At 66.0% G+C, this 23,010-nt stretch carries 20 protein-coding genes; 6 read left to right on the plus strand and 14 right to left on the minus strand.

Annotated elements, in window-relative coordinates; all coding sequences use genetic code 11:
- Positions 1-4 precede the first annotated feature (4 nt).
- Genes ACFC25_RS02730 through ACFC25_RS02745 form a run of 4 tightly spaced genes read right to left on the minus strand, consistent with a single transcriptional unit; the run spans position 5 to position 4,501 of the window.
- Complete coding sequence (locus ACFC25_RS02730) at positions 5-1,114, minus strand: mandelate racemase/muconate lactonizing enzyme family protein (protein ID WP_376043891.1); 1,110 nt, start codon at positions 1,112-1,114, stop codon at positions 5-7.
- Positions 1,114-2,019, minus strand: a complete 906-nt coding sequence (locus tag ACFC25_RS02735) for a 5-dehydro-4-deoxyglucarate dehydratase (RefSeq protein WP_376043893.1) — start codon at positions 2,017-2,019, stop codon at positions 1,114-1,116. The genes ACFC25_RS02730 and ACFC25_RS02735 overlap by 1 nt, the downstream gene beginning before the upstream one ends.
- Entirely contained in the window at positions 2,016-2,984 is a 969-nt protein-coding gene (locus ACFC25_RS02740; RefSeq protein WP_337346011.1) for an NAD(P)-dependent oxidoreductase, read from the minus strand. Before ACFC25_RS02740 ends, ACFC25_RS02735 begins: the two co-directional genes overlap by 4 nt.
- Before the next feature lie 32 nt (positions 2,985-3,016).
- Positions 3,017-4,501, minus strand: coding sequence for a Gfo/Idh/MocA family oxidoreductase (locus ACFC25_RS02745; RefSeq protein WP_376043894.1), 1,485 nt, complete (start codon positions 4,499-4,501; stop codon positions 3,017-3,019).
- A 343-nt stretch (positions 4,502-4,844) separates the two neighbouring features.
- Between ACFC25_RS02745 and ACFC25_RS02750 the strand changes: the two genes are divergently transcribed.
- Entirely contained in the window at positions 4,845-5,879 is a 1,035-nt protein-coding gene (locus tag ACFC25_RS02750; protein WP_376043896.1) for a LacI family DNA-binding transcriptional regulator, read from the plus strand.
- A gap of 7 nt (positions 5,880-5,886) precedes the next feature.
- Here ACFC25_RS02750 and ACFC25_RS02755 read toward each other — a convergent pair whose 3' ends face one another.
- Positions 5,887-6,576: a FadR/GntR family transcriptional regulator gene (locus ACFC25_RS02755; RefSeq protein WP_376043898.1), complete on the minus strand. Its 690-nt coding sequence runs from the start codon at positions 6,574-6,576 to the stop codon at positions 5,887-5,889.
- 114 nt (positions 6,577-6,690) lie between these two features.
- Between ACFC25_RS02755 and ACFC25_RS02760 the strand changes: the two genes are divergently transcribed.
- Entirely contained in the window at positions 6,691-8,025 is a 1,335-nt protein-coding gene (locus ACFC25_RS02760) for an alpha-hydroxy-acid oxidizing protein (protein ID WP_376043900.1), read from the plus strand.
- Positions 8,026-8,053: 28 nt separating this feature from the next.
- On the opposite strand, the gene ACFC25_RS02765 is transcribed toward ACFC25_RS02760, so the two are convergent.
- Entirely contained in the window at positions 8,054-8,599 is a 546-nt protein-coding gene (locus tag ACFC25_RS02765) for a metalloregulator ArsR/SmtB family transcription factor (protein ID WP_337346006.1), read from the minus strand.
- Positions 8,600-8,754: 155 nt separating this feature from the next.
- On the opposite strand from ACFC25_RS02765, the gene ACFC25_RS02770 reads away from it, so the two are divergent.
- Positions 8,755-9,258, plus strand: coding sequence for a hypothetical protein (locus ACFC25_RS02770; protein ID WP_337346005.1), 504 nt, complete (start codon positions 8,755-8,757; stop codon positions 9,256-9,258).
- 12 nt (positions 9,259-9,270) lie between these two features.
- On the opposite strand, the gene ACFC25_RS02775 is transcribed toward ACFC25_RS02770, so the two are convergent.
- Positions 9,271-10,482: an acetoin utilization protein AcuC gene (locus ACFC25_RS02775; RefSeq protein WP_376043902.1), complete on the minus strand. Its 1,212-nt coding sequence runs from the start codon at positions 10,480-10,482 to the stop codon at positions 9,271-9,273.
- Between the two features lie 104 nt (positions 10,483-10,586).
- Between ACFC25_RS02775 and ACFC25_RS02780 the strand changes: the two genes are divergently transcribed.
- Positions 10,587-12,020: a TrkH family potassium uptake protein gene (locus ACFC25_RS02780; RefSeq protein ID WP_376043904.1), complete on the plus strand. Its 1,434-nt coding sequence runs from the start codon at positions 10,587-10,589 to the stop codon at positions 12,018-12,020.
- A complete protein-coding gene (locus ACFC25_RS02785; protein WP_131135094.1) occupies positions 12,013-12,699 on the plus strand; it encodes a TrkA family potassium uptake protein in 687 nt (228 codons plus the stop codon). Before ACFC25_RS02780 ends, ACFC25_RS02785 begins: the two co-directional genes overlap by 8 nt.
- A gap of 72 nt (positions 12,700-12,771) precedes the next feature.
- Here the strand turns inward: ACFC25_RS02785 and proC are convergent, their stop codons facing one another.
- The 7 genes from proC to ACFC25_RS02820 all read right to left on the minus strand — a co-directional run bounded on the left by proC (position 12,772) and on the right by ACFC25_RS02820 (position 21,551).
- Positions 12,772-13,605, minus strand: coding sequence for a pyrroline-5-carboxylate reductase (proC, locus tag ACFC25_RS02790; protein WP_337346002.1), 834 nt, complete (start codon positions 13,603-13,605; stop codon positions 12,772-12,774).
- 305 nt (positions 13,606-13,910) lie between these two features.
- Positions 13,911-14,927 carry a Ppx/GppA phosphatase family protein gene (locus tag ACFC25_RS02795; RefSeq protein ID WP_376043907.1) on the minus strand — a complete coding sequence of 339 codons (1,017 nt, stop codon included), beginning with the start codon at positions 14,925-14,927 and terminating at the stop codon, positions 13,911-13,913.
- 53 nt (positions 14,928-14,980) lie between these two features.
- Complete coding sequence (locus ACFC25_RS02800) at positions 14,981-15,433, minus strand: SseB family protein (protein ID WP_337346000.1); 453 nt, start codon at positions 15,431-15,433, stop codon at positions 14,981-14,983.
- Positions 15,434-15,479: 46 nt separating this feature from the next.
- A complete protein-coding gene (gene topA / locus ACFC25_RS02805; RefSeq protein WP_337351566.1) occupies positions 15,480-18,209 on the minus strand; it encodes a type I DNA topoisomerase in 2,730 nt (909 codons plus the stop codon).
- Positions 18,210-18,341: 132 nt separating this feature from the next.
- Positions 18,342-18,983, minus strand: coding sequence for an ArsR/SmtB family transcription factor (locus tag ACFC25_RS02810; protein WP_376043909.1), 642 nt, complete (start codon positions 18,981-18,983; stop codon positions 18,342-18,344).
- Between the two features lie 82 nt (positions 18,984-19,065).
- Positions 19,066-20,736 carry a methyltransferase gene (locus tag ACFC25_RS02815; RefSeq protein ID WP_376043911.1) on the minus strand — a complete coding sequence of 557 codons (1,671 nt, stop codon included), beginning with the start codon at positions 20,734-20,736 and terminating at the stop codon, positions 19,066-19,068.
- A gap of 35 nt (positions 20,737-20,771) precedes the next feature.
- Positions 20,772-21,551: a MerR family transcriptional regulator gene (locus ACFC25_RS02820; protein WP_376043913.1), complete on the minus strand. Its 780-nt coding sequence runs from the start codon at positions 21,549-21,551 to the stop codon at positions 20,772-20,774.
- Positions 21,552-21,843: 292 nt separating this feature from the next.
- Here ACFC25_RS02820 and ACFC25_RS02825 point away from each other — a divergent pair, with 292 nt between their 5' ends.
- Positions 21,844-23,001 (plus strand): hypothetical protein, encoded by a 1,158-nt coding sequence (locus ACFC25_RS02825; protein WP_376043914.1) that lies wholly within the window; start codon positions 21,844-21,846, stop codon positions 22,999-23,001.
- The last annotated feature ends 9 nt before the right edge of the window (positions 23,002-23,010 follow it).

The raw sequence follows: 23,010 nt of genomic DNA on the forward strand, positions 1-23,010 counted from the left end.
TGCATCAGGGCGAGGGCGTGTCCTTGAAGCGGAAGCCAAGGCCCGGCTGATCCGTCAGGGTCAGGCGGCTGTTGTTGAAGCGGACCGGTGAGGGCCCCGCCAGGATGCCCAGCCGTTCGAAGGAAGCATCCTCCACGTCTTCCACCAGCGTGGGCTCCGCCAGGGTGAGGGCCAGCTGGCCGGAAAGTTCCGGCAGCAGGTGGGGCATCACGCGGATGCTGTTGGTCCGGGCCAGTTCCACGATCCGGCGGAACGGTGTGATGCCACCAACCCGGATGATGTTGGGCTGGATGATGTCCACCGCTTCCGCCTCAATGAAATCGCGGAACCGGTAGATGGTGTGCAGGTTTTCGCCGAGGGCAATGGGGACGGGCGAGTGCTTCCGCAGCCTCCGGTAGGCCCAGAGGTCGTCCGCGCGGATGGGTTCCTCGAGCCATTCCAGGCCGAACTCCGCGAGGACGTCCAACGCTTTGAAGGTTGTGGGCAGGTCCCAGCGCTGGTTGGCGTCAATCATGAGCTTGCGGTCCGGACCGAGCACGGTCCGGACCGCGGCCACGCGTTCGGCGTCCTCACGGATGTCGGGTTTGCCCACCTTGATCTTGACGGCCCGGTGTCCGGCGGCGACCCAGCGTTCGGCCTGGGCCACCAGCTCCTCCAGCGTGTAGTGCAGGTTTACCCCGGAGCCGTACACCTCCGCGGACTCCTGCCGCTGGCCCAGAAGCCCGGTGACTGAGGTCTGTGCGCGGCGGGCCTGGAGGTCCCAGAGGGCAAGGTCGACGCCGGCCATCGCGATGGTGGTCAGTCCCCCGCCGCCGGCCTCATGCAGCCGCTTCCACAGTGCGTCCCACACCGTCTCGGGGTTGGCGGGCAGACCCGTCACGAAAGGTGCGATGTCGTAGTCGAGGAGTGCTTTGACGGCCTGCGGGCCAATGGTGGGCGTCCAGGAAAAACCATGCCCCGCACCGCCGTCGTCCGTCTCGATTTCCGTAACGATCACGTGGTTTTCCGGGGCTTCCACTCCCCAGCTGCGGCGCAGCGGGACGGTCAGGAGCCGCGTGGACAGACCGGTGATGAGCGGTGCGGTCCGGACGCTTTCGACGGCGGGCGCGCTCATCAGCGGCCGGCCAGCTCGTAGCCCTTGGCCAGGATGGACTTCAGCTGGACCAGTTGATCCTCGGTGGGGTCCACCAGCGGCGGGCGGACGCCCCCAACAGCCAGGCCGCCCAGGCGCAGGCCAGCCTTGATCAGCGAGACGCCGAAACCCGGGGTCTGGTCACGGAGCCGCACCAGTGGAGCGTAGAAACCCTCGAGAAGGGCGTTGCGGCGCTCCTCGTCACCGGACATGTAGGCGTCGTAGTACGCCTTGGCGATCTCCGGTGCCATGGCGAACGCGGCCGAAGAGTAGAGCGGGATGCCCAGGCCACGGTAGGCGCCCTGGGTCAGTTCGGCGGTCAGCAGGCCGTTGAAGAAGGCGAAGTCCTCGCGTCCGGTGGCGCGGACCGCGGAGACGATCTCCTGGGCCAGGCCCACGTCTCCCAAGCCGTCCTTGAAGCCGATCACCTTGGGGTTGGCTGCGAGGTGTGCCATGGAGGCAGCAGTGAACTTGGCGTTGCCGCGGTGGTAGACGATCACTGGCAGGCTGCTGGCGTCAGCAATTGCTTCGATGTACGCCACCAGGCCGTCGGTGGGGCCGGTGACAAGGTACGGCGGCAGGACCAGGAGTGCGTCGGCACCGGCTTCCTCCGCCACGCGGGCAGCAGCCAGGGCGTGGCCCAGCGGTCCGCCGGCTCCGGCGACCACCGGCACCTTCCCTGCCACAACCTCGACGGCGGCAGTCACCACGGTGCGCACCTCATCGATGCTCAAGGCATGGAATTCACCGGTCCCGCAAGCGGGAAAAACGCCGCCGGGCCCGAAGGGAAGCCGCGAGCCGATGTGCTCCTTGAGGAGCTCCACATCAATAAAACCTTCCGGCGTGAACGGGGTGACGGGGAAAAACAAAACGCCGTCGAATTTCATGGTGTCTCCTTGGATCCGGCTCCGGCTGTGACCAGCGAGGCGGCTGTCTCGTCGTTGAGGTTGGTGGTGGTTTTCAGTTCGGTCCGCCAGCTGCGTTGGGGTTCCCAGCCGAGCAGGTCGCGGGCTTTGGTGATGGAGAAGGCGGGGCTGGTGCCAGTCAGGCCGGCGGCCAGGGCTTCGCTTCCGGGCAGGAATCGCGGCATCAGCTCGGCCAGTGGTGCCGTTGCGAGGGCGTCAGCTGCTCCGACGAAGAAGGTTTCCCCGTTCGGGATGGAGTCCATCTTCTGCAGGAGCACGTCCAGGAAGTCGGCGACGTCGCGGGCGTCCACGTAGTTGAACAGTGCCGGGGCCGACAGGGCGGGGTCCGCCAGGCGCTCGGCCACGGTGTGGCCCTGTTGCGTGGGCGCACCTTCCCACTCCTCCGGTGAGATCACGTAGCAGGGCCGGAACGCGGCATAGCGGATCTTCTCCCCCTGGGCCGCGGCGAACATTTGAACGGTCTGCTCGGCGATCAGCTTGGACAGCGCGTACGCGTTCCACGGCTTGGGCGTGGTGCGCTCATCCAACGGGAAACTGTCCGGCAGCCAGCCCGCCGGGCAGCCGTAACCCAGCGCGGTGGGGCTGCTGGCCGTGATGATCTTGCCGATACCCAGTTCCGTGGCGGCGCTGATCACTGCGAACGCCAGCCGGGTATTGGTGGCGAAGATGACCTCTTCCGGGGCACTGAACGGCACGGCGATCGCCGCGAGGTGGATGACGGCGTCGGGCTTGGTTTCCTTCAGGAGGCGCAAGGCCTCTCCCGGGACCAGGAGGTCGCCGGTTGCCTGTACGACGCCGGCCGGCAGCTGGTCCAACGGGATGGCGTCGCGGTCCACGGAGATGACCTCGTACCCGGCTTGCGCCAGCCCGGCCACCACGCTGCGTCCCAGCCGGCCGGAGCCGCCGGTGACAAAGATCCTGCTCATGATCGTTTCCTTGAGGATTTCAGGGCAGCGGACTAGGCGCCGCGGCGGAGGTCGGCGCCGAGATCCAGGTCCTCGATGCGGACGGGAAGGGAAGACTCCAGTGACCGGTTGCCGGCGATACCGACGGAGACGGAGCGGAGGCCGTCAAGGTAGCCGGAGGGACGGCCCAGCGGGTCCTCGCCGGGACCGTTGAAAAGGTCTGAAAGGAGGAGCTCATCGCCGCCGCCGTGGCCGCCTTCACCGTTGACAATGGGCACCTCGTAGGCAGCTTCCCAGTGGCGCTGGACCACCAGGCGTTCACCGTTGCGCCGGATGGCGTCCTCTTCCTCGACAGGGGTGGCGCTGGGATCAACCACGGTCTTCTTGTCGGTGCTGCTGAGGACGGCGGCACGCTCCACTACTTCGAGTTCGGCCCGGCCTTCGGTGCCGTTGACGGCCACGCGGTAGCCTTCCCACGGGCTGTGGGCGTTCAGGGAGTAGCTCAGCCGTGGCCCGCCCTGGTACTCCACCACCAGTGCCAGGTTGTCCTCGATGGTGATGCCGCCGGTGAAGACGTCCTGGTCGCGGCGGTAGCCGTCGTAGTGCTCGTTGTCGAGGAAGAGTGCCTTGAGGCGCTCATCGTCGCGCAGGTCCAGCGCAAACGGATCCTTTTCGACTGTTTTGTCCCCGAAGCCGGGGCTGTCGACGTCGGGCGTTCCACGCTCCGGACGGGGACCCAAGCCGCGCTCCGCGGCGTTCTTGTCGCCATAGAACTTCAGCCCGCCGGAGGCGAACACGCGCTCGGGCACGTCATTGATCCACCAGTTAACGAGGTCGAAGTGGTGCGATGCCTTGTGGATCAGCAGGCCGCCGGAATTCTTCTTCTCGCGGTGCCAGCGACGGAAGTAGTCCGCTCCGTGGACCGTGTCCAGGACCCAGCTGAAGTCAATGGAGGTGACCTTACCGATCACGCCGCTCTGGATGATCTCCTTCAGGGCGCTGTTGCGCGGTGAGTAACGGTAGTTGAACGTGACCACCACGTTGCGGCCCGTCTCTTCCACGGCTTTGGTGATGCGGCGGCAGCCTTCGGCGTCGATGGTCAGGGGCTTTTCGACGACGACGTCGGCGCCCGCCTCGAGTGCCTCCACGATGTAGTCCGCGTGGGTGTAGTCCGGCGTGGTCACCACAACCCGGTCAATGTTGTTGGCCTGGATGAAAGCGGTCAGCCCCGCGGGGTCGAAGGAGGCAACCGGCCCCGGGGCCCCGAGTTCCTGGATGAGCTTCTGGTAGAACTCCACCCGGCCGGGGTTGACGTCGGAGAACGCTACGAGTTCCGCGGTGTCCGAGTGCTTGCCAAAGATCGCGCGGATATACATCTCGGAGCGGCCACCGGTACCGATCAGGGCAATGCGCGCCTTGGTTCCCGCACCGGTCTCCTGGGCAAGTGGCTCACGGGCGAGTGATTCCTGGGCGCCAACGGCGGCGGTGCCGGTCAGCGGAGCGGCGGTAGCAGAACTCGATTCGGCTGTGTTGACCATGAGGGTCCCTTTCAAAGGCTTAATACCCGGCCGGAGGACGGCCGTTCGTGTGACGCAATGTGCCGGTTGCTGGACAGTACTGAGAAAGCGTTTTCTCAGAAGCGTTATATGATTTGTATCAAGAGCTACCTGCTTACGTCAACCATTATCCTCCCTGCGGGAAAGCGTTTTCTAAGTGGCCGCCCCGTTCGGCGCCTCCGCGGGTTTTCCAGATCGTCCGGCTCAGCATAGAAATCGCTTTCCGGAGGCGTTATATGCTTTTTCTCACGACACCGCCATCTGCCGGAAACATCGCCAGCCCTCGGGCGGCAGAATGGCCCGAGGGACCTACGAAAGGCAGACCATGGTCAGGAGATCGGCAACCGGCAGGATCGGCATCGCGGATGTTGCCGTCAAGGCCGGCGTTTCGCATGCCACGGTTTCGCGGGTGATGAACGGCAACTTCACCGTCGACCCGGAGATTGCAGCCCGCGTGCGGGCCGCGGCAGCGGAACTGAAGTACCAGCCAAACCCGGTCGGCCGCAGTCTTGCCCTGGGAAAGACGGACACCATTGGCATTGTGGTCCCGGACCTCGCCAACCCCACCTTCCAGGCCATCCTGCGCGGGCTCAGCCGAGCCGCAGCACAGGATGGATACCGCGTCCTGATCGCTGATTCCTTCGAAGTCTCCAGCGAGGAAGCAATCCTGGCCGGAGAGGCCCGACGTCGGTGTGACGGCCTGGTGCTGTGCGCGCCGCGCATGAGCGACGCCGAACTGGAGGAGCTAGTGCCTTCGCTGCACCCGCTGGTGCTGATCAACAGGACTACGGCCGCCGCAGGCGTTCCCAGCCTGGTGGTGGACTACGGGCAGGGGGTCCAGGACCTTGCAGGGCACCTTGTGGAACTCGGCCATACGCGCCTGGCGTTCCTTGCGGGTCCGCCGCGCAGCGCATCCAACGGGCTCAGGCTCCAGGGCCTGGAAGCCTTTAAGGCCGCCCATCCCCAGGTGGAGGTCCTGATGCTCGAAGGCGGCTCCGACTTCGATACCGGGCACGGAGCAGTCGACGCCGTGCTGGACAGTGGCGCGACGGGCATTCTGGCGTTCAACGACCTCGTTGCCATGGGCCTGATGAGCGGACTCCACGAGCGCGGAGTGGACGTGCCCGGCGACATCTCGGTCACGGGCTTCGACGACATCCCGTTCGCCCGGTACACCACCCCCACCCTCACCACCGCCGCAGTGCCCATCACCGAGCTTGGCCAGCACGCCTGGCAGCAGATGCGTGCGCTCATCCGCAAGGAAGAAAACGACGCGCCGGGCAGCCGCTACCAGCCGCGGCTTGAAATCCGGGCCAGCAGCGGGCCGGCCAAAGCTCCACGCACCGCAGCGCACGGCTGAGGTAGTTTTAGGAGCGCTTGACGCCGGCTTCGCGGTAGTAGCCCTCGATGTGGGCAGCCACAAGCTTGGCCGCCCGTTCGCCGTCGTTATTCCGGATGGCGTCCAGGATTTCGCGGTGCTCCGTCCGCAGCCGCTTCGCAGTGGCATCCCAGTCAGGCAGGTTGCCCGTGAGCTGTGACGCGTAGCCGGTAATGGATTCGCGCAGGGAACCCATCATGGCACTGACCACTGCGTTACCTGCGGCGTCGGCCAGGGCAAGGTGGAAGCGGACGTCCAGGGCGAGGAAGTCATCCACGGCCATCCCGTCGACATCCATTTCCTCCAGGAGACGGGCCGCCCCGGTGAGCTCCGGAGAGTCGGGTCGGGCATGTGATGCAGCCCAGGATTCCAGCAAGACACGCGTCTGGACAATGTCGGATACCGGCAGGTGCTGCGTGGCCACGTGAAGCCGAAGGGCCGAGCCGAGTGCCGCCGTCGGATCCGAGATCACCACCGTGCCGGCCTCCGGACCGGAACCGACGCCGGCGCGGACTACGCCCATGGCCTCGAGAATGCGGATCGCCTCGCGCACTGAGGTGCGGGAGACCTGCAGCTGCTCTGCGAGGGTCCGTTCGGCGGGCAGCCGTCCGCCCACGGCCAGCTTGCCTTCGGAGAGCTGGCCCTCGATCCAGTGCAGGACAAGCTGGTGGGTACGCATACCGCCATCCTACTTGATGTGGTTGGACCACATGCCCTAGAGTGTGGTTAGACCACACGAGCGTGACTATCAATGCATGTCCGCGAGCTGTCCGGCCCACCAACGGAGGAAGCCATGACCCACACGATCCAGCCGAACAATCCCGAGACCACCCCCGCCCCGGACGCCACCGATACCCCGGCTGCATCCACACCTCATCCCGCAGCACAGTCGGCTGTACCGGCAGCACTGAAGCGCCGCATTCCGAAATACTCGGACCTGGCGCCGCTGATGCAGTTTAAGAAGCCCGAGTTCAGCAAGGAAGCCCGGCTCAAGCGCGCCAGCACCATCTGGGAACTGCGCGATATCGCCAAACGCCGCACCCCGCAGGCGCCCTTCGACTACACCGACGGTGCCGCCGAAGCCGAGATCACCCTGCGGCGTGCCCGTGAAGCTTTCCTGGACATCGAGTTCCGGCCCGGCATCCTGCGGAACGTCTCCAAGATCGACCTGAGCACTGAAATCCTGGGCAAGTCCTCCCGGCTTCCGGTAGGCATCGCCCCCACCGGGTTCACCCGCATGATGCAGTCCGAAGGCGAATACGCGGGCTCCCAGGCAGCAGAAGCCGCAGGCATCCCCTACACTCTTTCCACCATGGGCACCGCCTCCATCGAGGATGTGGCCGCCGCCGCCCCGAACGGCCGCAACTGGTTCCAGCTGTACCTGTGGACGGACCGTGACCGCTCGCTGGAACTGATCGAGCGCGCCGCCAAGGCGGGCAACGACACCCTCATGGTCACCGTTGATACCGCCGTCGCCGGCGCCCGCCTGCGCGACGTACGCAACGGCATGACCATCCCGCCGGCCCTGACGATCAAGACGGTCCTGGACGCGTCCTACCGCCCCGCCTGGTGGTTCAACTTCCTCACGCATGAGCCGCTGACCTTCGCCTCACTGTCCCGCTACACCGGCACTGTGGCGGACCTCATCAACTCGATGTTCGACCCCACCCTGACATTCGAGGACCTGGACTGGCTGCGTGAGACCTGGAAGGGCAAGCTCGTGGTCAAGGGCATCCAGACCGTGGAGGACGCCCGCAAGGTGGTGGACCACGGCGCCGACGGCGTGGTGCTCTCCAACCACGGCGGCCGCCAGCTGGACCGCGCGCCCATCCCGTTCCACCTGCTGCCCGGCGTGAAGGAAGCTTTCACGAAGGACAACTCGGATGCGGCCATCATGCTGGACACCGGCATCATGAGCGGCGCGGACATCATCGCGGCCCTGGCCCTGGGCGCGGACTTCACGTTGATCGGCCGGGCCTACCTTTACGGCCTGATGGCCGGCGGCCGGACCGGCGTGGACCGTGCCCTCCAGATCCTGGAGAAGGACATGGCCCGCACCATGGCCCTGCTGGGTGTCAGCAAGATCTCGGAGCTGACCCCTGACCACGTGCGCCTGCTCACCAAGTAGCCCGCCCGCCCAACGGGGTAATTAGGGGCTACTTTTTGCGGCCGAACTTCGGCAGGTTCGGCAGGTTCGCCAGCAGGTCGGCGGCCTTGGTGGCGGCGCGGCCCACGGTCCGGCCGATCTGCTGCGGGACGGTGTCGTCGCTGAGCGGGGCTGCAGTACCGCCCGGAATGACGACGGCGGGGCTCAGCTCGGCGTCCTCGCGCGCCAGGACAGCCGCCACGGCTTCATTGTCCGGCACCGGTGTAGCGGCGGCATGCTGTTTGCCGGCTTCCGAAGCGGGCGCCTCAGGCGATTTTGAAGCGGCGGCTGCCGGACCGACGTTGAACGTTTCCAGCCAGCTGACGATCCCCTCCAGGGGCTTTGGGTTCAGCGCGTAGTAACGCTTCTGGCCCTGCGCGCGCATGCTGACGAGCTGGGCCTCACGGAGGACCTTCAGGTGCTTCGAAATAGTGGGCTGGCTCGCGTCCAGTTCCTCCACCAACTCCCCTACGGCCTTATCCCCGGCACGCAAGGATACGAGGATGTCGCGCCGGGTTGCTTCCGCAATGACGGCAAATACGTCGTCTGTCACCATGCCTCCCACCCTAGCGACATATACGCCGGAAGGCATCAACTATTTCGGCCCGTATCCGAGCGCCATTGCCCAAGTTCCCGCGTGGTGCTAGAACGGTTCCACGGTTGCCCCGGACCAAACAGGGGCATCCGCTCAGGGATGAGGAGTGGGTGGCTATGGATTTCCTTCGCCAGCAGCTGTTCAACATCATCGCGTTTGTTTTTCTGGGCCTCTTTGTGGCGGTTTGGGGCTCCGTTTTACTGCGCGTCGGGTTCTGGGTACCGGACGGCAGGACCGTGGCACCGCCCCTGAATGGAGCGCTGGTCACGGCGGCCGGAGTCCTGGCCACGTCGCTGAGCTCGCTGACGGCGTCGGCGCTGGGGTTCACCATCGCCGAAGTCCGCCGCGACGAGCGCGAGCAGGAAGCCCGACGGCCTTCGGGACCCGGGGCTCCCGGCGGCGCCATGGGCTTCAATCCGTCCGAAGTCACCGCCCGACTGTCCGGACGGATCGTCGCAGCCGTGGTGGTCTACCTCGCGGTGGGACTGCTGGTCCTGTTGCTCTGGCTGATCAAGGGAACGGCGTCCACGGACCTGATCGGGGCATTCGCGCTGTCGCTGCTCGGCTGGCTGATCGGCGCCGCCGGCGTGGTTTTCCAGACGGAGAAGCCAACTACCTGACCAAAGCCGGCGTCAGTCGAACCAGGGGTCCAGGCCGTGCAGCGGGAAAACGGCCTTGCGGGTGGCCATGACCGAGCGGTCCACGGCGTCGTTGGGGTCGAAGCCCACTTCCCAGGAACGCCACCAGACTTCCACGTCATCACCCATGAGTCCCGGCGTTGCGGCGCCGAACTTCTCATCAACATACGTGCGCCAGTCCTCCGGCACGGGCGTCCGCAACGGCACCGGACGGCCGGCGGCGATGGCGATCAGGTGGCTCCAGGACCGGGGCACCACATCCGTGACGTTGTACCCGCCGCCGCCGGTGGCGATCCAGCGGTTGCCGCAGTAGCGCGCGGCGAGATTTCCGACGGCGGTCGCGGCCTCGCGCTGGCCGTCGACGCTGAGGTTGAGGTGGGTCAGCGGATCCGTGCGGTGCGAATCGCAACCGTGCTGGCTTACGATCACTTCGGGTTCGAAGGCTCCCACCAGTTGTGGCACAACGGCATGGAACGCCCGCAGCCAACCGGCGTCTCCGGTGCCTGAGGGCAGCGCAACGTTGACGGCGCTCCCTTCCGCTTGCGGGCCGCCGACCTCGTTCGCGAAGCCGGTTCCCGGGAACAGCGTGAGTCCGCTTTCGTGAAGCGAGATGGTGAGCACTCGGGGGTCGTTCCAGAAGATGCTTTCCGTCCCGTCACCATGGTGGGCATCGACGTCGATATATGCCACGCGCCGGATGCCGCCGTCGAGCAGTCTTTGGACGGCAAGGGCTGAGTCGTTATAGATGCAGAAGCCGCTCGCCCGGTCGCGGGCGGCGTGGTGCAGGCCGCCACCGAAGTTCACCGCGTGAAGCGAGGATCCGTCCAGGATTGCCGTTGCGGCGAGCAGCGAGCCGCCCGCCAAACGCGCAGCGGCCTCGTGCATGCCCGCAAAGGCGGGATCGTCCTCGGTGCCCAGGCCCCTGGATTCGTCCGGCGAGGATGGATCGTCACTGACCTTGTGCACCGCCGCCACGAAGTCCGGTGCGTGCACAGTCTCCAGCTCGGCGTCGGACGCCACCTCCGGGGCCACCACCGAAACATGCGGGAGGTCCAGCAGGCCCAGGCTCCGCGCCAGGCGGGCGGTCAGGTCCATCCGTTCAGGCGCCATGGGGTGCCCCGGGCCAAAATTGTAGGCGGTCATGGCGGAATTCCACACCACCGTCGTTGGCGGCGCGGGCTGGCTGAGACCGGGCAGGTATGTCATCAATCACAGGCTACCTGAGCATGCCGCCCCTCCAGCCCGGCCATTACGCGACCTTTAGTGGTTTACTACTGGAGGAAACAGTTTCAACCGAGGAAAAGCCACCCATGACGCAACGCCAGTCGAGGCCCCGGAACCCGGCCAGCTGGCACCCCGCCGCACCGGAGCGCGAAGGCCTCTGGATCTTCACCCAGCTGCGCGACTTCATTGACGACATCGCCAACACCTCCCCTGCCCGGCTTGCCCTGAGCGCGTTCGCCGCTGTCTGCCTGGTCTTCACGTTCCTCCTGTCACTGCCCATCTCCTCAGCCTCCGGTGCGGCCACCCCGTTGCACCAGGCCATGTTCACCGCAGTGTCAGCCGTCTGCGTCACCGGCCTGACGGTTGTTTCGACGGCGGTGCACTGGTCGTTCTTCGGCCAACTGGTCATCCTGGTAGGCGTCTTCGTGGGCGGCCTGGGAACACTGACCCTCGCCTCGCTGCTGGCCCTGATGGTCAGCAAGAAACTGGGTGTGCGAGGCAAGCTGATCGCCCAGGAAGCCATGAACAACGCCGGCCGCCTCGGCGAGGTAGGTACGCTGCTGCGGATCGTCATTACCACCTCGGTGGTGATCGAAGGGGTCCTGGCCCTGGCGCTGATTCCCCGGTTCATGACACTCGGCGAGCCGTTCTGGCAGTCGGTGTGGCACGGCATCTTCTATGCCATCTCATCGTTCAACAACGCCGGCTTCACCCCGCATTCGGACGGGATCGTGCCCTACGAGACCGATCTGTGGATTCTGGTCCCCCTCATGCTCGGCGTTTTCCTAGGCAGCCTGGGGTTCCCCGTGGTGATGGTCCTGCAGCAGAACGGGCTCAACTGGAAGAAATGGAACCTGCACACCAAGCTGACCATCCAGGTCTCCTTCATCCTGCTCGCGGCCGGGACCGTTCTATGGGGTCTGATGGAGTGGGACAACGCCCGGACCATCGGCCACATGGACCTCGGCGACAAGATCACGCACGCGCTGTTCGCTTCCGTCATGACCAGGTCCGGCGGCTTCAACCTCGTGGACCAGAACCACATGGAGTCCACCACCATGCTGCTGACGGACGCGCTGATGTTCGCCGGCGGCGGCTCGGCATCCACGGCGGGCGGCATCAAAGTCACCACGATCGCCGTGATGTTCCTTGCCATCATTGCCGAGGCCCGCGGCGACGCCGACGTCAAGGTCTACGGCCGGACCATCCCCCAAGGCACCATGCGGGTGGCTATCTCCGTGATCGTCGCCGGCGCGACGTTGGTGTCCGTCTCCGCGTTCCTGCTCCTGCAGATCAGCGGGGCGTCCCTGGACCGTGTGCTCTTCGAAACCATTTCAGCCTTCGCCACCGTGGGACTAAGCACCAACCTCAGTGCCGAGCTGCCGCCGTCGGGCGTTTATGTCCTGACTGCCCTGATGTTCGCAGGCCGCGTAGGCACCGTTACGCTTGCAGCTGGCCTGGCCCTGCGCCAGCGCAGCCAGCTGTACCACTACCCGGAAGAGAGGCCCATCATTGGCTAATTCCTCAGGCGCGCCCAACCGGCCCGCCCACAATGCCCCGGTCCTGGTGATCGGCCTGGGCCGCTTCGGCTCCTCCACGGCGGAGCAGCTGGTCAAGCAGGGCCGCGAAGTGCTGGCCATCGAACGGGACCGCACCCTGGTTCAGAAATGGGCGCCGCTCCTGACGCACGTGGTGGAAGCCGATGCCACCAACATTGATGCGCTGCGCCAGCTCGGCGCGCAGGAGTTCAGCTCGGCAGTGGTGGGTGTGGGGACGTCCATCGAGTCCTCGGTGCTGATCACAGTGAATCTGGTGGACCTGGGCATCGAACACCTATGGGTCAAGGCGATCACCCCGTCGCACGGCAAGATCCTCACCAGGATCGGCGCCAACCACGTGATCTACCCCGAGGCTGACGCCGGCGTCCGCGCCGCACACCTGGTCTCCGGCCGGATGCTGGACTTCATCGAGTTCGACGACGACTTCGCCATCGTCAAGATGTACCCGCCGCGCGAAACCGTCGGCTTCACCCTGGATGAGTCCAAGGTCCGCTCCAAGTACGGGGTCACGATCGTGGGCGTGAAGTCACCGGGCGAGGACTTCACGTATGCCCGGCCGGAGACCAAGGTTTCCGCCCGCGACATGCTGATCGTGTCCGGCCACGTGGACCTGCTGGAACGGTTCGCCGCGCGGCCGTAATTGCACGGGTGCCTGGGCCCACGCCCGCCGGGTTCCCTGGCCGAGCTTGCGAGGTTAGGGAGCGCGTGGGGACTAGCTGAGTTGTTTGGTGATCTCCGCGGCGCGGTCCGCGGCGGCGCGGGCACCGGCGGCGATGATTTCCGGTATGCCGCGCTCGTCAAAAGTGGCAATGGCACGTTCCGTGGTGCCGTTGGGGCTGGTCACAGACTTACGCAGGGCTGAGGGATCAGCGCCAGGCTCGGCCAGCATGAAACCGGCGCCTGCCACGGTCTCCCGGGCCAGCAGCAAGGACAGCTCCGGATCCAGACCCAGCTCCACCCCGGCAGCGGCCATGGCTTCGGCCAGGTAGAAAGCATATGCAGGGCCTGAGCCGCTGATCGCCGACAATGCATCCACCTGTTCCTCGGGCACCTCTACAACGGTGCCGGCCGGTTTGAGGATCTCCTTAGCCAGCTGGAGCTGCTCTGGTGAGCAGTTGGTTCCCGCGGACACCGACACCACACCGCGCCCCAACTTGGCAGGAACGTTGGGCATGGTCCGGATGACCGGCTGCCCCGCCGGCAGCGCCGCTTCCAGCTGCGCCAGGGATACGCCGGCTGCCACGCTGATCACGATGGTCTGTGGCGACAGCGATCCGCTGATCTCCCGTGCGAGGTCCGCGATGCCCACCGGCTTGGTTCCCAGGATGACGACGTCGGACCTCTTCGCAGCCTGCTTGTTATTTTCCGGTTCCTCTTCGCCCGCGATGGCGGTGATTCCATGGTGGCGGGCCGCCAGTTCGGCCGCCCGTTCAGCCCGCCGGACTGTTGCCACGATGTCGGCGGGGTCGGCGCCGCCGTCAATCAGGCCACCCAGGATGGCTTCGTTCATGGACCCACAGCCAAGGAATGCGATTCGGTTGCTCATGGATCCATCATTGCAGTTCGAACCCTGCGCTGCCGAAACTGCAAGTGAACGGACGACGGCGGAACTCGCCCTCGGCGATTCACAGGCGGCTCCCATGTTCGGCGCAGGAACTTCACAAGTTGGCGCCCTAACGTAGTTATTACCTCATTGAGGGTGCGAGTGATGCGGCAAGCATGGGGATGTTTGCCCGAGGCACCGGTGGTCGGCAGCAGGTTTTCCCCCATTTTCCTGCTGCGGGCGCCGGTGCTTTCGCGTTAAGGGGCGTTCGAGCCGGAAGTCTTTTCGCCTGGGGCGCAAAAGCACACTCAGAGGGGCACAGCTGCCTGGGGATCCCCGATGTACGGGGCGCCTAGCTGGGGCGCGCTGACGTGCGGAGCCGGCTCCAGCGGCCCGGCAAACACCAGCTGGTCCAGCCGCCGCAGGATCAGGCCTTCACGCAAGGCCCACGGGCAGATCCGAATCTTCTTGAATTTGAACAGTTCCAGCGCGGCCTCCGCCACGAGCGCCCCGGCGAGCAACTGGTTGGCCCGGGCCTCGGAGACGCCAGGCAGGTGCAGCCGGTCCTCGGTTTTCATGGCCGAGATGCGCTGCGCCCAGACGCCGAGGTCCGTCCCGTTGAGTTCGCGTTTGACGTAGGGGCCGGCGATGCTGGGCGCCGCACCGGCAATCCTGGCCAGTGACCGGAAGGTCTTGGATGTCCCCGCGACGAGATTGGCACGCCCTAGTCCGTCGAACTGGCGGACCGCGGGCTTGAGGGTTGCACGGATGTACCGGCGCAGTTCCTTCACGCTCTTGGCCGACGGCGGATCCTCAGCCAGCCAATCCCGCGTAAGCCTGCTGGCCCCCAAGGGTACGGAGGTGGCCATCTCCGGCAGCTCGTCCTGACCGAAGGCCATTTCGAAGGAGCCACCGCCGATGTCCAGGTTCAGGATTGGTCCGGCTCCCCAGCCGTACCAGCGGCGGACAGCGAAGAACGTCATGGACGCCTCTTCACTGCCCGTCAGCTCCTCCAGGGTCACGGTGGTTTCGTGCTCGACCCGGGCCAGTACTTCCGGGCCGTTGGTGGCTTCGCGGATGGCCGACGTACAAAAGGCCAGCAGGTCCTCGGCCTTGTGCTTGGCCGCAAACTCCCAGGCTTCCAGAACAAACTCGGTCAGTTCGTGCTGCCCGGCATCGGTGATGTTGCCATCGGCATCCAGGTACTGGACCAGGGAGAGCGGCCGCTTGTGCGAAGCAAAAGGTACGGGGCGCGCGCCAGGGTGGGCGTCGACCAAAAGGAGGTGGACAGTGTTGGACCCGATATCGAGGACGCCTAGCCGCATCCTGCCATTATTCACCCGCACTGCCCGTCGGTTATAAACGGAGCGGGAACATGTCAGTTGGCGCTGGGATCCGCCGGGGCGCCGTCCGGGAGCTCATCGGCCCGCTTGAAGTCGCGCTTGATGTTGGCCACACCCTCGGGGTTGATCTCGAAGCCGAATGCAGCGCCGGGGTTGATGACCATTCCCAGTTCCTCCCCGATGTTGGCGATGATGGCCGCGCCCTGGGTTCCGAGGATATTCGGGGCCGCAGCCAAGTACTGCTCGTCTACCCTGCTGGGGTGGGAGAAGACCGCCAGGACGGGGTCGCCGTCGGCATTGGCCAGCACGAGGGGCTCCACCTGGGAGTCCTCTCCTTCGATACCCTCGGTGCTGACAACGTAGACCTCGCTGTTGAGGAACGACAGGATAACGTCCACCGGGCTGGCCTCGGGCTGTCCGCCCTGGGCGAGCTTCTCTTCGAGGTCGTTCAGGGGCGTGGTGTCGGCGGTGCCGGGCTGTTCAGTCATGTATCTACTCGACCACGTTGTGCCCGGCACCGCAAACCACCGATTGCTACTTCTTGGCGGCGGCCTTCTTCTTCGCCGGGGCCTTGCGGGCCGTCGTCGTGCGCTTAACCGGACCCTTGGCGCGCTTCTCGGCGAGCAGTTCCACAGCCTGTTCCCGCGTCAGCTCCTCCAAGGACGTGGCGCGCGGAACGGTGATGTTGGTGATGCCGTCGGTGATGTACGGGCCGAACCGGCCTTCCTTCACCACAATGTTCTTTTCCGATACCGGGTCCGGACCGAACTCGGCCAGCGGCGGCACAGCGGCACGGGCACCGCGCTGCTTGGGCTGGGAGTAGATCTCCAGGGCCTGCTCCAGCGTGATGGTGAAGATTTCCTCTTCCGACCCGATGGAACGGGAGTCAGTGCCCTTCTTCAGGTACGGGCCAAAGCGGCCGTTCTGCACCGTAATAAGGTTTCCTTCGGCGTCCTCGCCCAGGACCCGGGGCAGGCTCATCAGCTGGAGCGCTTCGTCCAGGGTGACGGAGTCCACGGTCATCGACGCGAACAGGGAACCGGTGCGCGGCTTAGCCTTGACGGGCTTCTTCGGTGGCTTGGGCTTGCCGTTCTTGTAGTACTCCACGGGCTGGTTGGCCAACTGTTCGTCGGTCATCTCCGGGATAATTTCGGTGACGTAGGCGCCATACCGGCCGTTCTTGGCCACCACGGTGTGCCCGGTGTGCGGGTCCGCACCCAGCACGCGTTCTTCCGGCGCGGCCGTCTCCATCAGCTCGATGGCCTTGGCTGCCGTCAGTTCGTCAGGAGCCAGGTCCTCGGGGACGTTGGCGCGGGAAGACTCCACGATTTCGCCGGTCTTGGCGTCCACTGTGGGGGTGGTGCTCTCCAGGTAGGGGCCGAACTTGCCAACTCGCAGCGTGATCTGGTCCGTGATGGGAATGGAGTTGATCTCGCGGGCATCGATCTCGCCAAGGTTGTTGACGATGCTCAGCAGGCCCGGGTCGGCGTCTTCACCGTAGTAGAAGTGCTTGAGCCAGGCGGACCCAACAGCCTGGCCATTGGCGATCTTGTCCAGGTCGCCTTCCATGTCTGCGGTGAATTCGTAGTCAACGTAGTCCGTGAAGTGCTGTTCCAGCAGGCGGATCACCGAGAAGGCGATCCAGCTGGGCACCAGGGCCGAGCCCTGCTTCCGAACGTAGCCGCGGTCCTGGATGGTGGAGATGGTGGAGGCATAGGTCGACGGGCGGCCGATACCCTTCTTCTCCAGCTCGGCCGTCAACGACGCTTCGGTGAAGCGCGGCGGCGGCGAGGTTTCGTGGCCCACGGCGACGATTTCTGACGCCGAGAGGGAGTCGCCCTTGGCCACATTGGGCAGCCGGCGGGCTTCTTCGGTGTCGTCGTCGCCGCGGCTTTCGTCCTTGCCTTCCTCGTAGGCGGCCAGGAAGCCGGGGAAGGTGATGACGGTGCCGGAGGCGGAGAACTCTGCGTCCCGCCCGTCGGTGGCCACTGCGCCGAGGCGGATGGTGGCAGTGGAGCCCTTGGCGTCGCCCATCTGGGATGCGACGGTACGCTTCCAGATCAGTTCGTACAGGCGGAATTCGTCGCCGGAAAGCTGCTTGGCCACCTGCGCCGGGGTGCGGAAGGAGTCACCGGCGGGGCGGATGGCCTCGTGGGCTTCCTGCGCGTTCGCGGCCTTGCTGGAGTAGACGCGGGGTGACGCCGGGATGTATTCCGGGCCGTACAGTTCGGAGGCCTGCCGACGGGCGGCGGTGACGGCTTCATCGCTCAGCGCCGAGGAGTCGGTACGCATATAGGTGATGTAGCCGTTTTCATACAGGCGCTGGGCGATCTGCATGGTGCTCTTGGAGGAGAAACGCAGCTTACGGCCGGCCTCCTGCTGCAGCGTGGAAGTAGTGAACGGCGCGGCCGGACGGCGGGTGTACGGCTTGGTTTCGACGGAGCGGACCAGGAAGTCCGCGTCCTGCAGGCCCGCTGCCAACGACGTAGCGAGTTCCTCGTTCAGGTGAACGGCGTTGCGGGCGGTGAGCACGCCGTCGTCGTTGAAGTCCCGGCCGCTGGCCACCTTGGCGCCGTCTACAGCGGCAAGTTTCGCCTTGAACGAGGCGGATCCGGCGCCGAACTGGCCTGTCAGGTCCCAGTAGGAAGCTGCTTTGAACGCCATGCGTTCGCGTTCGCGGTCCACCACCATCCGGGTGACTACGGACTGCACACGGCCGGCGGACAGGCCGCGGGCCACCTTGCGCCAGAGGACCGGGGAAATCTCGTAGCCATAGAGGCGGTCCAGCACGCGTCGGGTTTCCTGGGCGTCCACCAGGGCGGCGTCAACATCGCGCAGGTTGTCCATGGCGCGGTGGATGGCTTCCTTGGTGATTTCTCCGAAGGTCATCCGGTACACGGGGACCTTGGGCTTGAGCACTTCCAGCAGGTGCCACGCGATGGCCTCGCCCTCGCGGTCCCCATCGGTTGCGAGATAAAGAGCGTCAGCATCTTTGAGTTGGGCCTTGAGCTCGGCGACCTTTTTCTTCTTGTCGGCCGACACCACGTAGTACGGCTTGAAGTCGTTTTCGATGTCGACGGCGAACTTGCCCACCGAGGTCTTCTTCAGTTCTGCGGGGAGCTCAGACGGCTGCGGCAGGTCGCGGATGTGACCGATGGAGGCCTCTACGATGAAGCCCTCGCCGAGGTACTTGGCGATGGTCTTGCTCTTGGCCGGAGACTCCACAATCACGAGTTTCTTGCCGGTTTTGGCCTTGCTTGGCACGGTGCTCCTACAGAAAAAGGTTGCTCGGGCAGATGAGCCCATATTGGCCTAGTTCACCATATTTTGGACAATCGTGCGCATTCGGCGTGAAAAACGTGCGCCCTCCAAGTGCGGTCCCGAGCCTCGGGTTTCCTACGTTTCCGCAGGTCCGGATGCAACTTCAGGGGCGATCCGAGCTACCGTCCGGTCGTCCGGGATCAGCGACCACATAGCGGCCATCCGCTCGGCTCCTTCGGGGATCCGGTGTGGATCGTCCAGTTCATATTCACCGAGCAGGGCGAACAGGCGCCGGGTCAGATCGGCCTGCTGCTCGCGGGTGAGGTAAAGCAGTTCGCTGGCAAGCACGACGGCGGTGGGGGCCTCGGCAGGTGCGCCGGCGCGGCGGCGCTCATCCCGCGTCCTGGCATACGCGGCAGCGCGGCGGCGGAACGCATCCAGCTCAAGGTCAACGACCGGGCTGGCCGCTCCCCCGCCGGAGTTGATGGCGAAGTCTGTGCCCGCAGCCTTCCAGCGCCGTTCCCGGGCATCCCCCTCGGTGGGCGCCGGGACCACGATGCCCCATTTCTGCAGGGCGCGCAGGTGGTAGCTCATGGCGCTGGGAGTCAGGCCTGTCTGCGCGGCCAGTTCGGTGGCCGTCCGGCTGACCTGGGTGGAATACAGCTCGGAAATGACCTCCAGCCGGGCGGCATGGGCCAGGGCCCGGATAGCCCTTGGATCGGTGATTTCCACCTTTTTCTCCAGGCGGGCGCGGCGGCCTGCAGGTTCCGTATTCACGGCTCCAGTGTATCCAGCGCCCTCCAGCTGTGAAGGAACCCTTTGATATCGGCGCCGATGACTTCACTCGTCCAGGCGAAGGTCAGGCGGGCAGCAGGAAGCCGTCCCGCACCAGGTTCGCCACATCGGCGAGCAGCCCACTGTGGAACGCGCCGGCGTCGAACCCGTCCTCTCCTGACAGGCTGCCGCCCAGGAGGGCCTCCAAGGCGCCCGCGATCTGCCCCACGGTCAGGTCGCCATCGCACGCGGACACGAATCCGGCAAGTTCCGTGCTTAGCAGGTTGGTCCGGCGCAGCCCGGCGCCTTGGCGGAGCAGGATCACGCCCGGGTGCTCGGCTCCAGGGCGCTGGTGGCGTTCCTCAGTGACATCGTCCGCGACCAGCAAGTGCGCGTCCTCCAGGCTGTTGGCGGCCAGCCAGTCTGCCCGTTCGACGGCGGCGCCCAGGTGGGGGCCGATGGGCTGTTCGATGGGGTACGTGATTTCCTCGAACCGGCTGATGACCGCGGACTGCGGTTCCGAGTTGAGGGGCCGGCGCAGCCAGACCATGCCGAAGCCGATGCCAGCCACGTTCCGCGACGCGAAGTCTGCAAGGTAGGCGGCGTAGGCGTCCCGGTAGTGCTGCCGGTCGCGGGATTCGGAAGCGTCCTGCAGCCAGGTTTCGGCATACTGCTCCGGCGCCACCAACTCCCGCTGGATGAACCAGGCGTCCACGTCCGAACCAGCCCAGCTTTGCGGCCTTTCCTGCCACTGCGAGCCCGCCGGGACTTCCCAATTGCCTAAAAGCTGGGCTGTTCCGCCCGGGGCGAGGACCGAGGGAAGTGCCCTGACGAGCGAGGCTACAATGTCGTCGCCCGGCAGCCCGCCGTCCCGGTATGTGAACTGTCCGGATGCGTCCTCGCCGAGGGTCCGGGGCGTGATGACAAACGGCGGGTTGGACACCACCAACTCGAACTCCTCCCCGGCCACCGGCTCCAGCAACGACCCCCGCCGCAGGCTGACGCGGTCCTCGAGCCGGTCCGGGTCCAGGCGCAGCGCCTCGGCATTCAGGAGCAGGTTGAAGCGGGTGAAGGCCAGTGCCCGCTCTGAGATGTCCGTGGCCGTGACGTGCTCGGCATGGTGCAGTAGGTGGAAGGACTGGATGCCGCAGCCAGTTCCCAGGTCCAGGGCCTTGGCGACCTGGCGGCGGATGGTGGTCTGCACCAACGTGGTGGAGGCCTGCCCGATCCCCAGTACGTGGTCGTGCCGCAGCACGCCGGCCTGCTGGTGCGCGGCGAGGTCGCTGGCCACCCAGAGCTCGGCGCCTTCCCAGCCGTACGGGCGCAGATCGGCCTTGGCCTGGAGCACGTCCGCAGCTGGCTCCCCAGAGCCGGACTGGCCAGAGCCGGGCACGGGCTCAGCCAGCCCCAGCTCCACCAGGCCCTCGGCACGGATTCCCGGCAGGGCGGCGTCGAGCGTTGCCCGTGTCTGCGGCTCCGCCAGCAGCCAAAGGCGTACGACGGCGGCAAGGGCCGCGTCTGTTGATCCGCCACCGGCGGGGTCACCTTGCGCGGCAGTTTCGGTCGCCAGCAGCGCCGGGATGAGCTGGTCCCGGTTCAGCGCGAGGTAGGCCGACTCGCCCATCAGCCCGGCCACGCCGTCGAGCGTGTACCCCACGCTGCGGAGATCCGCGGCGAGAGTGGTCAACAGGCCGGGGAGGTCGCTGCGCGGGGCGTCGGGGGTGTTGCCGGCTAGGAAAAGGGTGGAGTCAGTCACCGGTCAAGTCTATTGGCGGGCCCCCACGCTGACGTTTACAGGTTCCGCTCCGCGTAGATCTTCAGCGTGTCACGGACGAAGCTGGCCCCCTCCGTCCCGCCGTAATTCTTCGCAAACCGGGGGTCGGCCACGTACATCTCACCGAGACCGGTGACGTAGGCCTTGACGTCGTCCTTGCCCGCCTCTCCCTTGCCGCGGGCGTCCGCCGCGGGGGTGCCCGGGATACCGGTCAGCCATTCGACGTGCCGCTTCGCGATCGCCTGCGCCTCAGTACTGTCCGGGGCTACGCCGGCCTGTGCGGCAGCAATCCAGTCCTCGCCCAGTTTCTGCGAGCGCTGCTTCCATGCGGCCTTCTCGCTGGTACTCATGCCGCGCCACCAGGAGTCCCCCTTGGCATAGGCATCCTTGCCCCAGCGTTCTTCGACTTCGTCCTTGTACTGCGTGTGGTCGAAACCGTTGAACATGTCTTCTGCCATGATTTCGCCACCTCCTTTCACTGCTTCGAGGGTTTGGGTGACCGACGCGATCTGCCGCGCCAGCCTGTCCTGTTCCTGCTTCAGCCATTCGAGGTGCCCGGTGAGCGCCTTGGCTGCGTCTGCTTCGTCGTCGAGCACTTGGCTGATGACCGGAAGGCCCAGCCCCAGTCCGCGCAGGAGCATGATGCGCTGGAGCTGCACGAGCGCATCCTGGTTGTAGTAGCGGTAGCCGTTGTGCCCGGTGCGGCTGGGCTTGAGCAGGCCGATGTCGTCATAGTGCCGAAGTGTCCTGCTGGTGGTGCCGGCGATCCGGGCGATGTCCTGGATGGACCAGTCCATGGCGTCCTCCTTTCCGTGACTTCCGTGGGCTTCCATGGGCCTCCGTGCGCCTCCGTGCGCCTCCGTGGCTGATTACTTTGACGATAGAGGTTGACGTAGCGTCAACGTCAAGGGCTTTGGGCGTGCGGCGTATCATGGACCCATGCAAACGCAGCAGCGATTTATCAGCCCTCGGCCGTTCACTGGCCGCACGGGCTTCCCATCGCGCGCCTGACGCTGCCGGGGTCCGTCCGGCGCAGCGGCTGAGGGTGTAACTCCCCCTCCCGTATCTGATGCATCAAGGACCCCCGACATGAAGAAATACCTTTCCCTGGCCCAACTCAACTCTGCCCTTTCCCTGCGTGACCTGTCCGATCCCGCGGCCGGCCCGCACGCCATGCAACTGCTCCTGGCCGACGTCGTCGCGGCGCTGGAGCGGCTGTGGGCCGTGCCGTCCCGGACCCACCGGCTCAACCCCCTCGTGGCCACCGCTGACAATTACGACCGGCTGGGATACCCGCCTGACGACGTCACCCGGAATTCGCGCTATTCCCGCCACGTCAGCCCTACGGTGATGCTCCGCAGCCACACTTCAGCGGGCATTCCGGCACTGCTGGATTCGCTCCGGGGCGAGCTGGGGCACTACGACGAACTCCACGTCCTGCCCGGACTCGTCTACCGCCGTGATGCGATCGACCGCACGCACGTGGGCGCCCCGCACCAACTGGACCTGTGGCGGCTCAAGGCGCGCGGGCTACTGGGGACTTCAGACCTCGAGGCGATGATGGCCGCAGTGGTGGAGGCGGTCCTTCCGGCGCCCCTGCACCCTGACGTGCAGTGGCGCGCCACGCCTGCAAGGCACAGCTATACGGCGGCGGGCCGGCAGCTGGACGTGCTCGTGACCCAGCCCGATGGCCGCCGGGAATGGCTCGAACTCGCGGAGTGCGGGCTGGTGGCCGCTCCGGTGCTCCGCGGTTCCGGCCTGGACCCACGGCGCTGGGCAGGCCTGGCCCTGGGCATGGGGCTGGACCGGGCGCTGATGCTGCGGAAGGGGATCACGGACATCCGGCTGCTGCGGTCCGGGGAGCCGGAGGTCCAGTCTCAAATGCTGGACCTATCTCCGTACCGTCCCGTCTCTGCCCTGCCCGAAATCCGGCGCGACCTCTCCCTGGTGCTGGACTCCGGAGCCGATGCCGACGTCGAACTCCTGGGCGACCTCGCCCGTACCGCCCTGGGGTCAGACGCCGACGTCCTGGCGGCCCTGGAGGTGGTGGCGGTGACCACGACGGCGGAGCTGCCGCCGGCCGCCGTTGAACGCCTCAGGATGGGTGCCGGGCAAGTCAACGTACTGCTGCGGCTGGTGCTGCAGCCACTGGACCGGACGCTGACTGACCGGGAGGCCAACGTGCTGCGGGACAGGGTCTACCTGGCGTTGCACCGCGGCGAGGTCCTGGAACTGATTGCGGGGTAAGGATGGCCT

The sequence above is a fragment of the Pseudarthrobacter sp. NPDC055928 genome (assembly GCF_042270935.1).
GTDB lineage: Bacteria > Actinomycetota > Actinomycetes > Actinomycetales > Micrococcaceae > Arthrobacter.

Coding starts and splice junctions, on each gene's coding strand:
- ACFC25_RS02800 (WP_337346000.1), bottom strand. CDS start 15,433: ATGACTGAACAGCCCGGCACCGCCGACACCACGCCCCTGAACGACCTC.
- ACFC25_RS02760 (WP_376043900.1), top strand. CDS start 6,691: ATGACCCACACGATCCAGCCGAACAATCCCGAGACCACCCCCGCCCCG.
- ACFC25_RS02730 (WP_376043891.1), bottom strand. CDS start 1,114: ATGAGCGCGCCCGCCGTCGAAAGCGTCCGGACCGCACCGCTCATCACC.
- proC (WP_337346002.1), bottom strand. CDS start 13,605: ATGAGCAACCGAATCGCATTCCTTGGCTGTGGGTCCATGAACGAAGCC.
- ACFC25_RS02825 (WP_376043914.1), top strand. CDS start 21,844: ATGAAGAAATACCTTTCCCTGGCCCAACTCAACTCTGCCCTTTCCCTG.
- ACFC25_RS02735 (WP_376043893.1), bottom strand. CDS start 2,019: ATGAAATTCGACGGCGTTTTGTTTTTCCCCGTCACCCCGTTCACGCCG.
- ACFC25_RS02750 (WP_376043896.1), top strand. CDS start 4,845: ATGGTCAGGAGATCGGCAACCGGCAGGATCGGCATCGCGGATGTTGCC.
- ACFC25_RS02765 (WP_337346006.1), bottom strand. CDS start 8,599: ATGGTGACAGACGACGTATTTGCCGTCATTGCGGAAGCAACCCGGCGC.
- ACFC25_RS02795 (WP_376043907.1), bottom strand. CDS start 14,927: ATGCGGCTAGGCGTCCTCGATATCGGGTCCAACACTGTCCACCTCCTT.
- ACFC25_RS02775 (WP_376043902.1), bottom strand. CDS start 10,482: ATGACATACCTGCCCGGTCTCAGCCAGCCCGCGCCGCCAACGACGGTG.
- ACFC25_RS02780 (WP_376043904.1), top strand. CDS start 10,587: ATGACGCAACGCCAGTCGAGGCCCCGGAACCCGGCCAGCTGGCACCCC.
- ACFC25_RS02755 (WP_376043898.1), bottom strand. CDS start 6,576: ATGCGTACCCACCAGCTTGTCCTGCACTGGATCGAGGGCCAGCTCTCC.
- ACFC25_RS02740 (WP_337346011.1), bottom strand. CDS start 2,984: ATGAGCAGGATCTTTGTCACCGGCGGCTCCGGCCGGCTGGGACGCAGC.
- ACFC25_RS02770 (WP_337346005.1), top strand. CDS start 8,755: ATGGATTTCCTTCGCCAGCAGCTGTTCAACATCATCGCGTTTGTTTTT.
- ACFC25_RS02820 (WP_376043913.1), bottom strand. CDS start 21,551: ATGGACTGGTCCATCCAGGACATCGCCCGGATCGCCGGCACCACCAGC.
- ACFC25_RS02745 (WP_376043894.1), bottom strand. CDS start 4,501: ATGGTCAACACAGCCGAATCGAGTTCTGCTACCGCCGCTCCGCTGACC.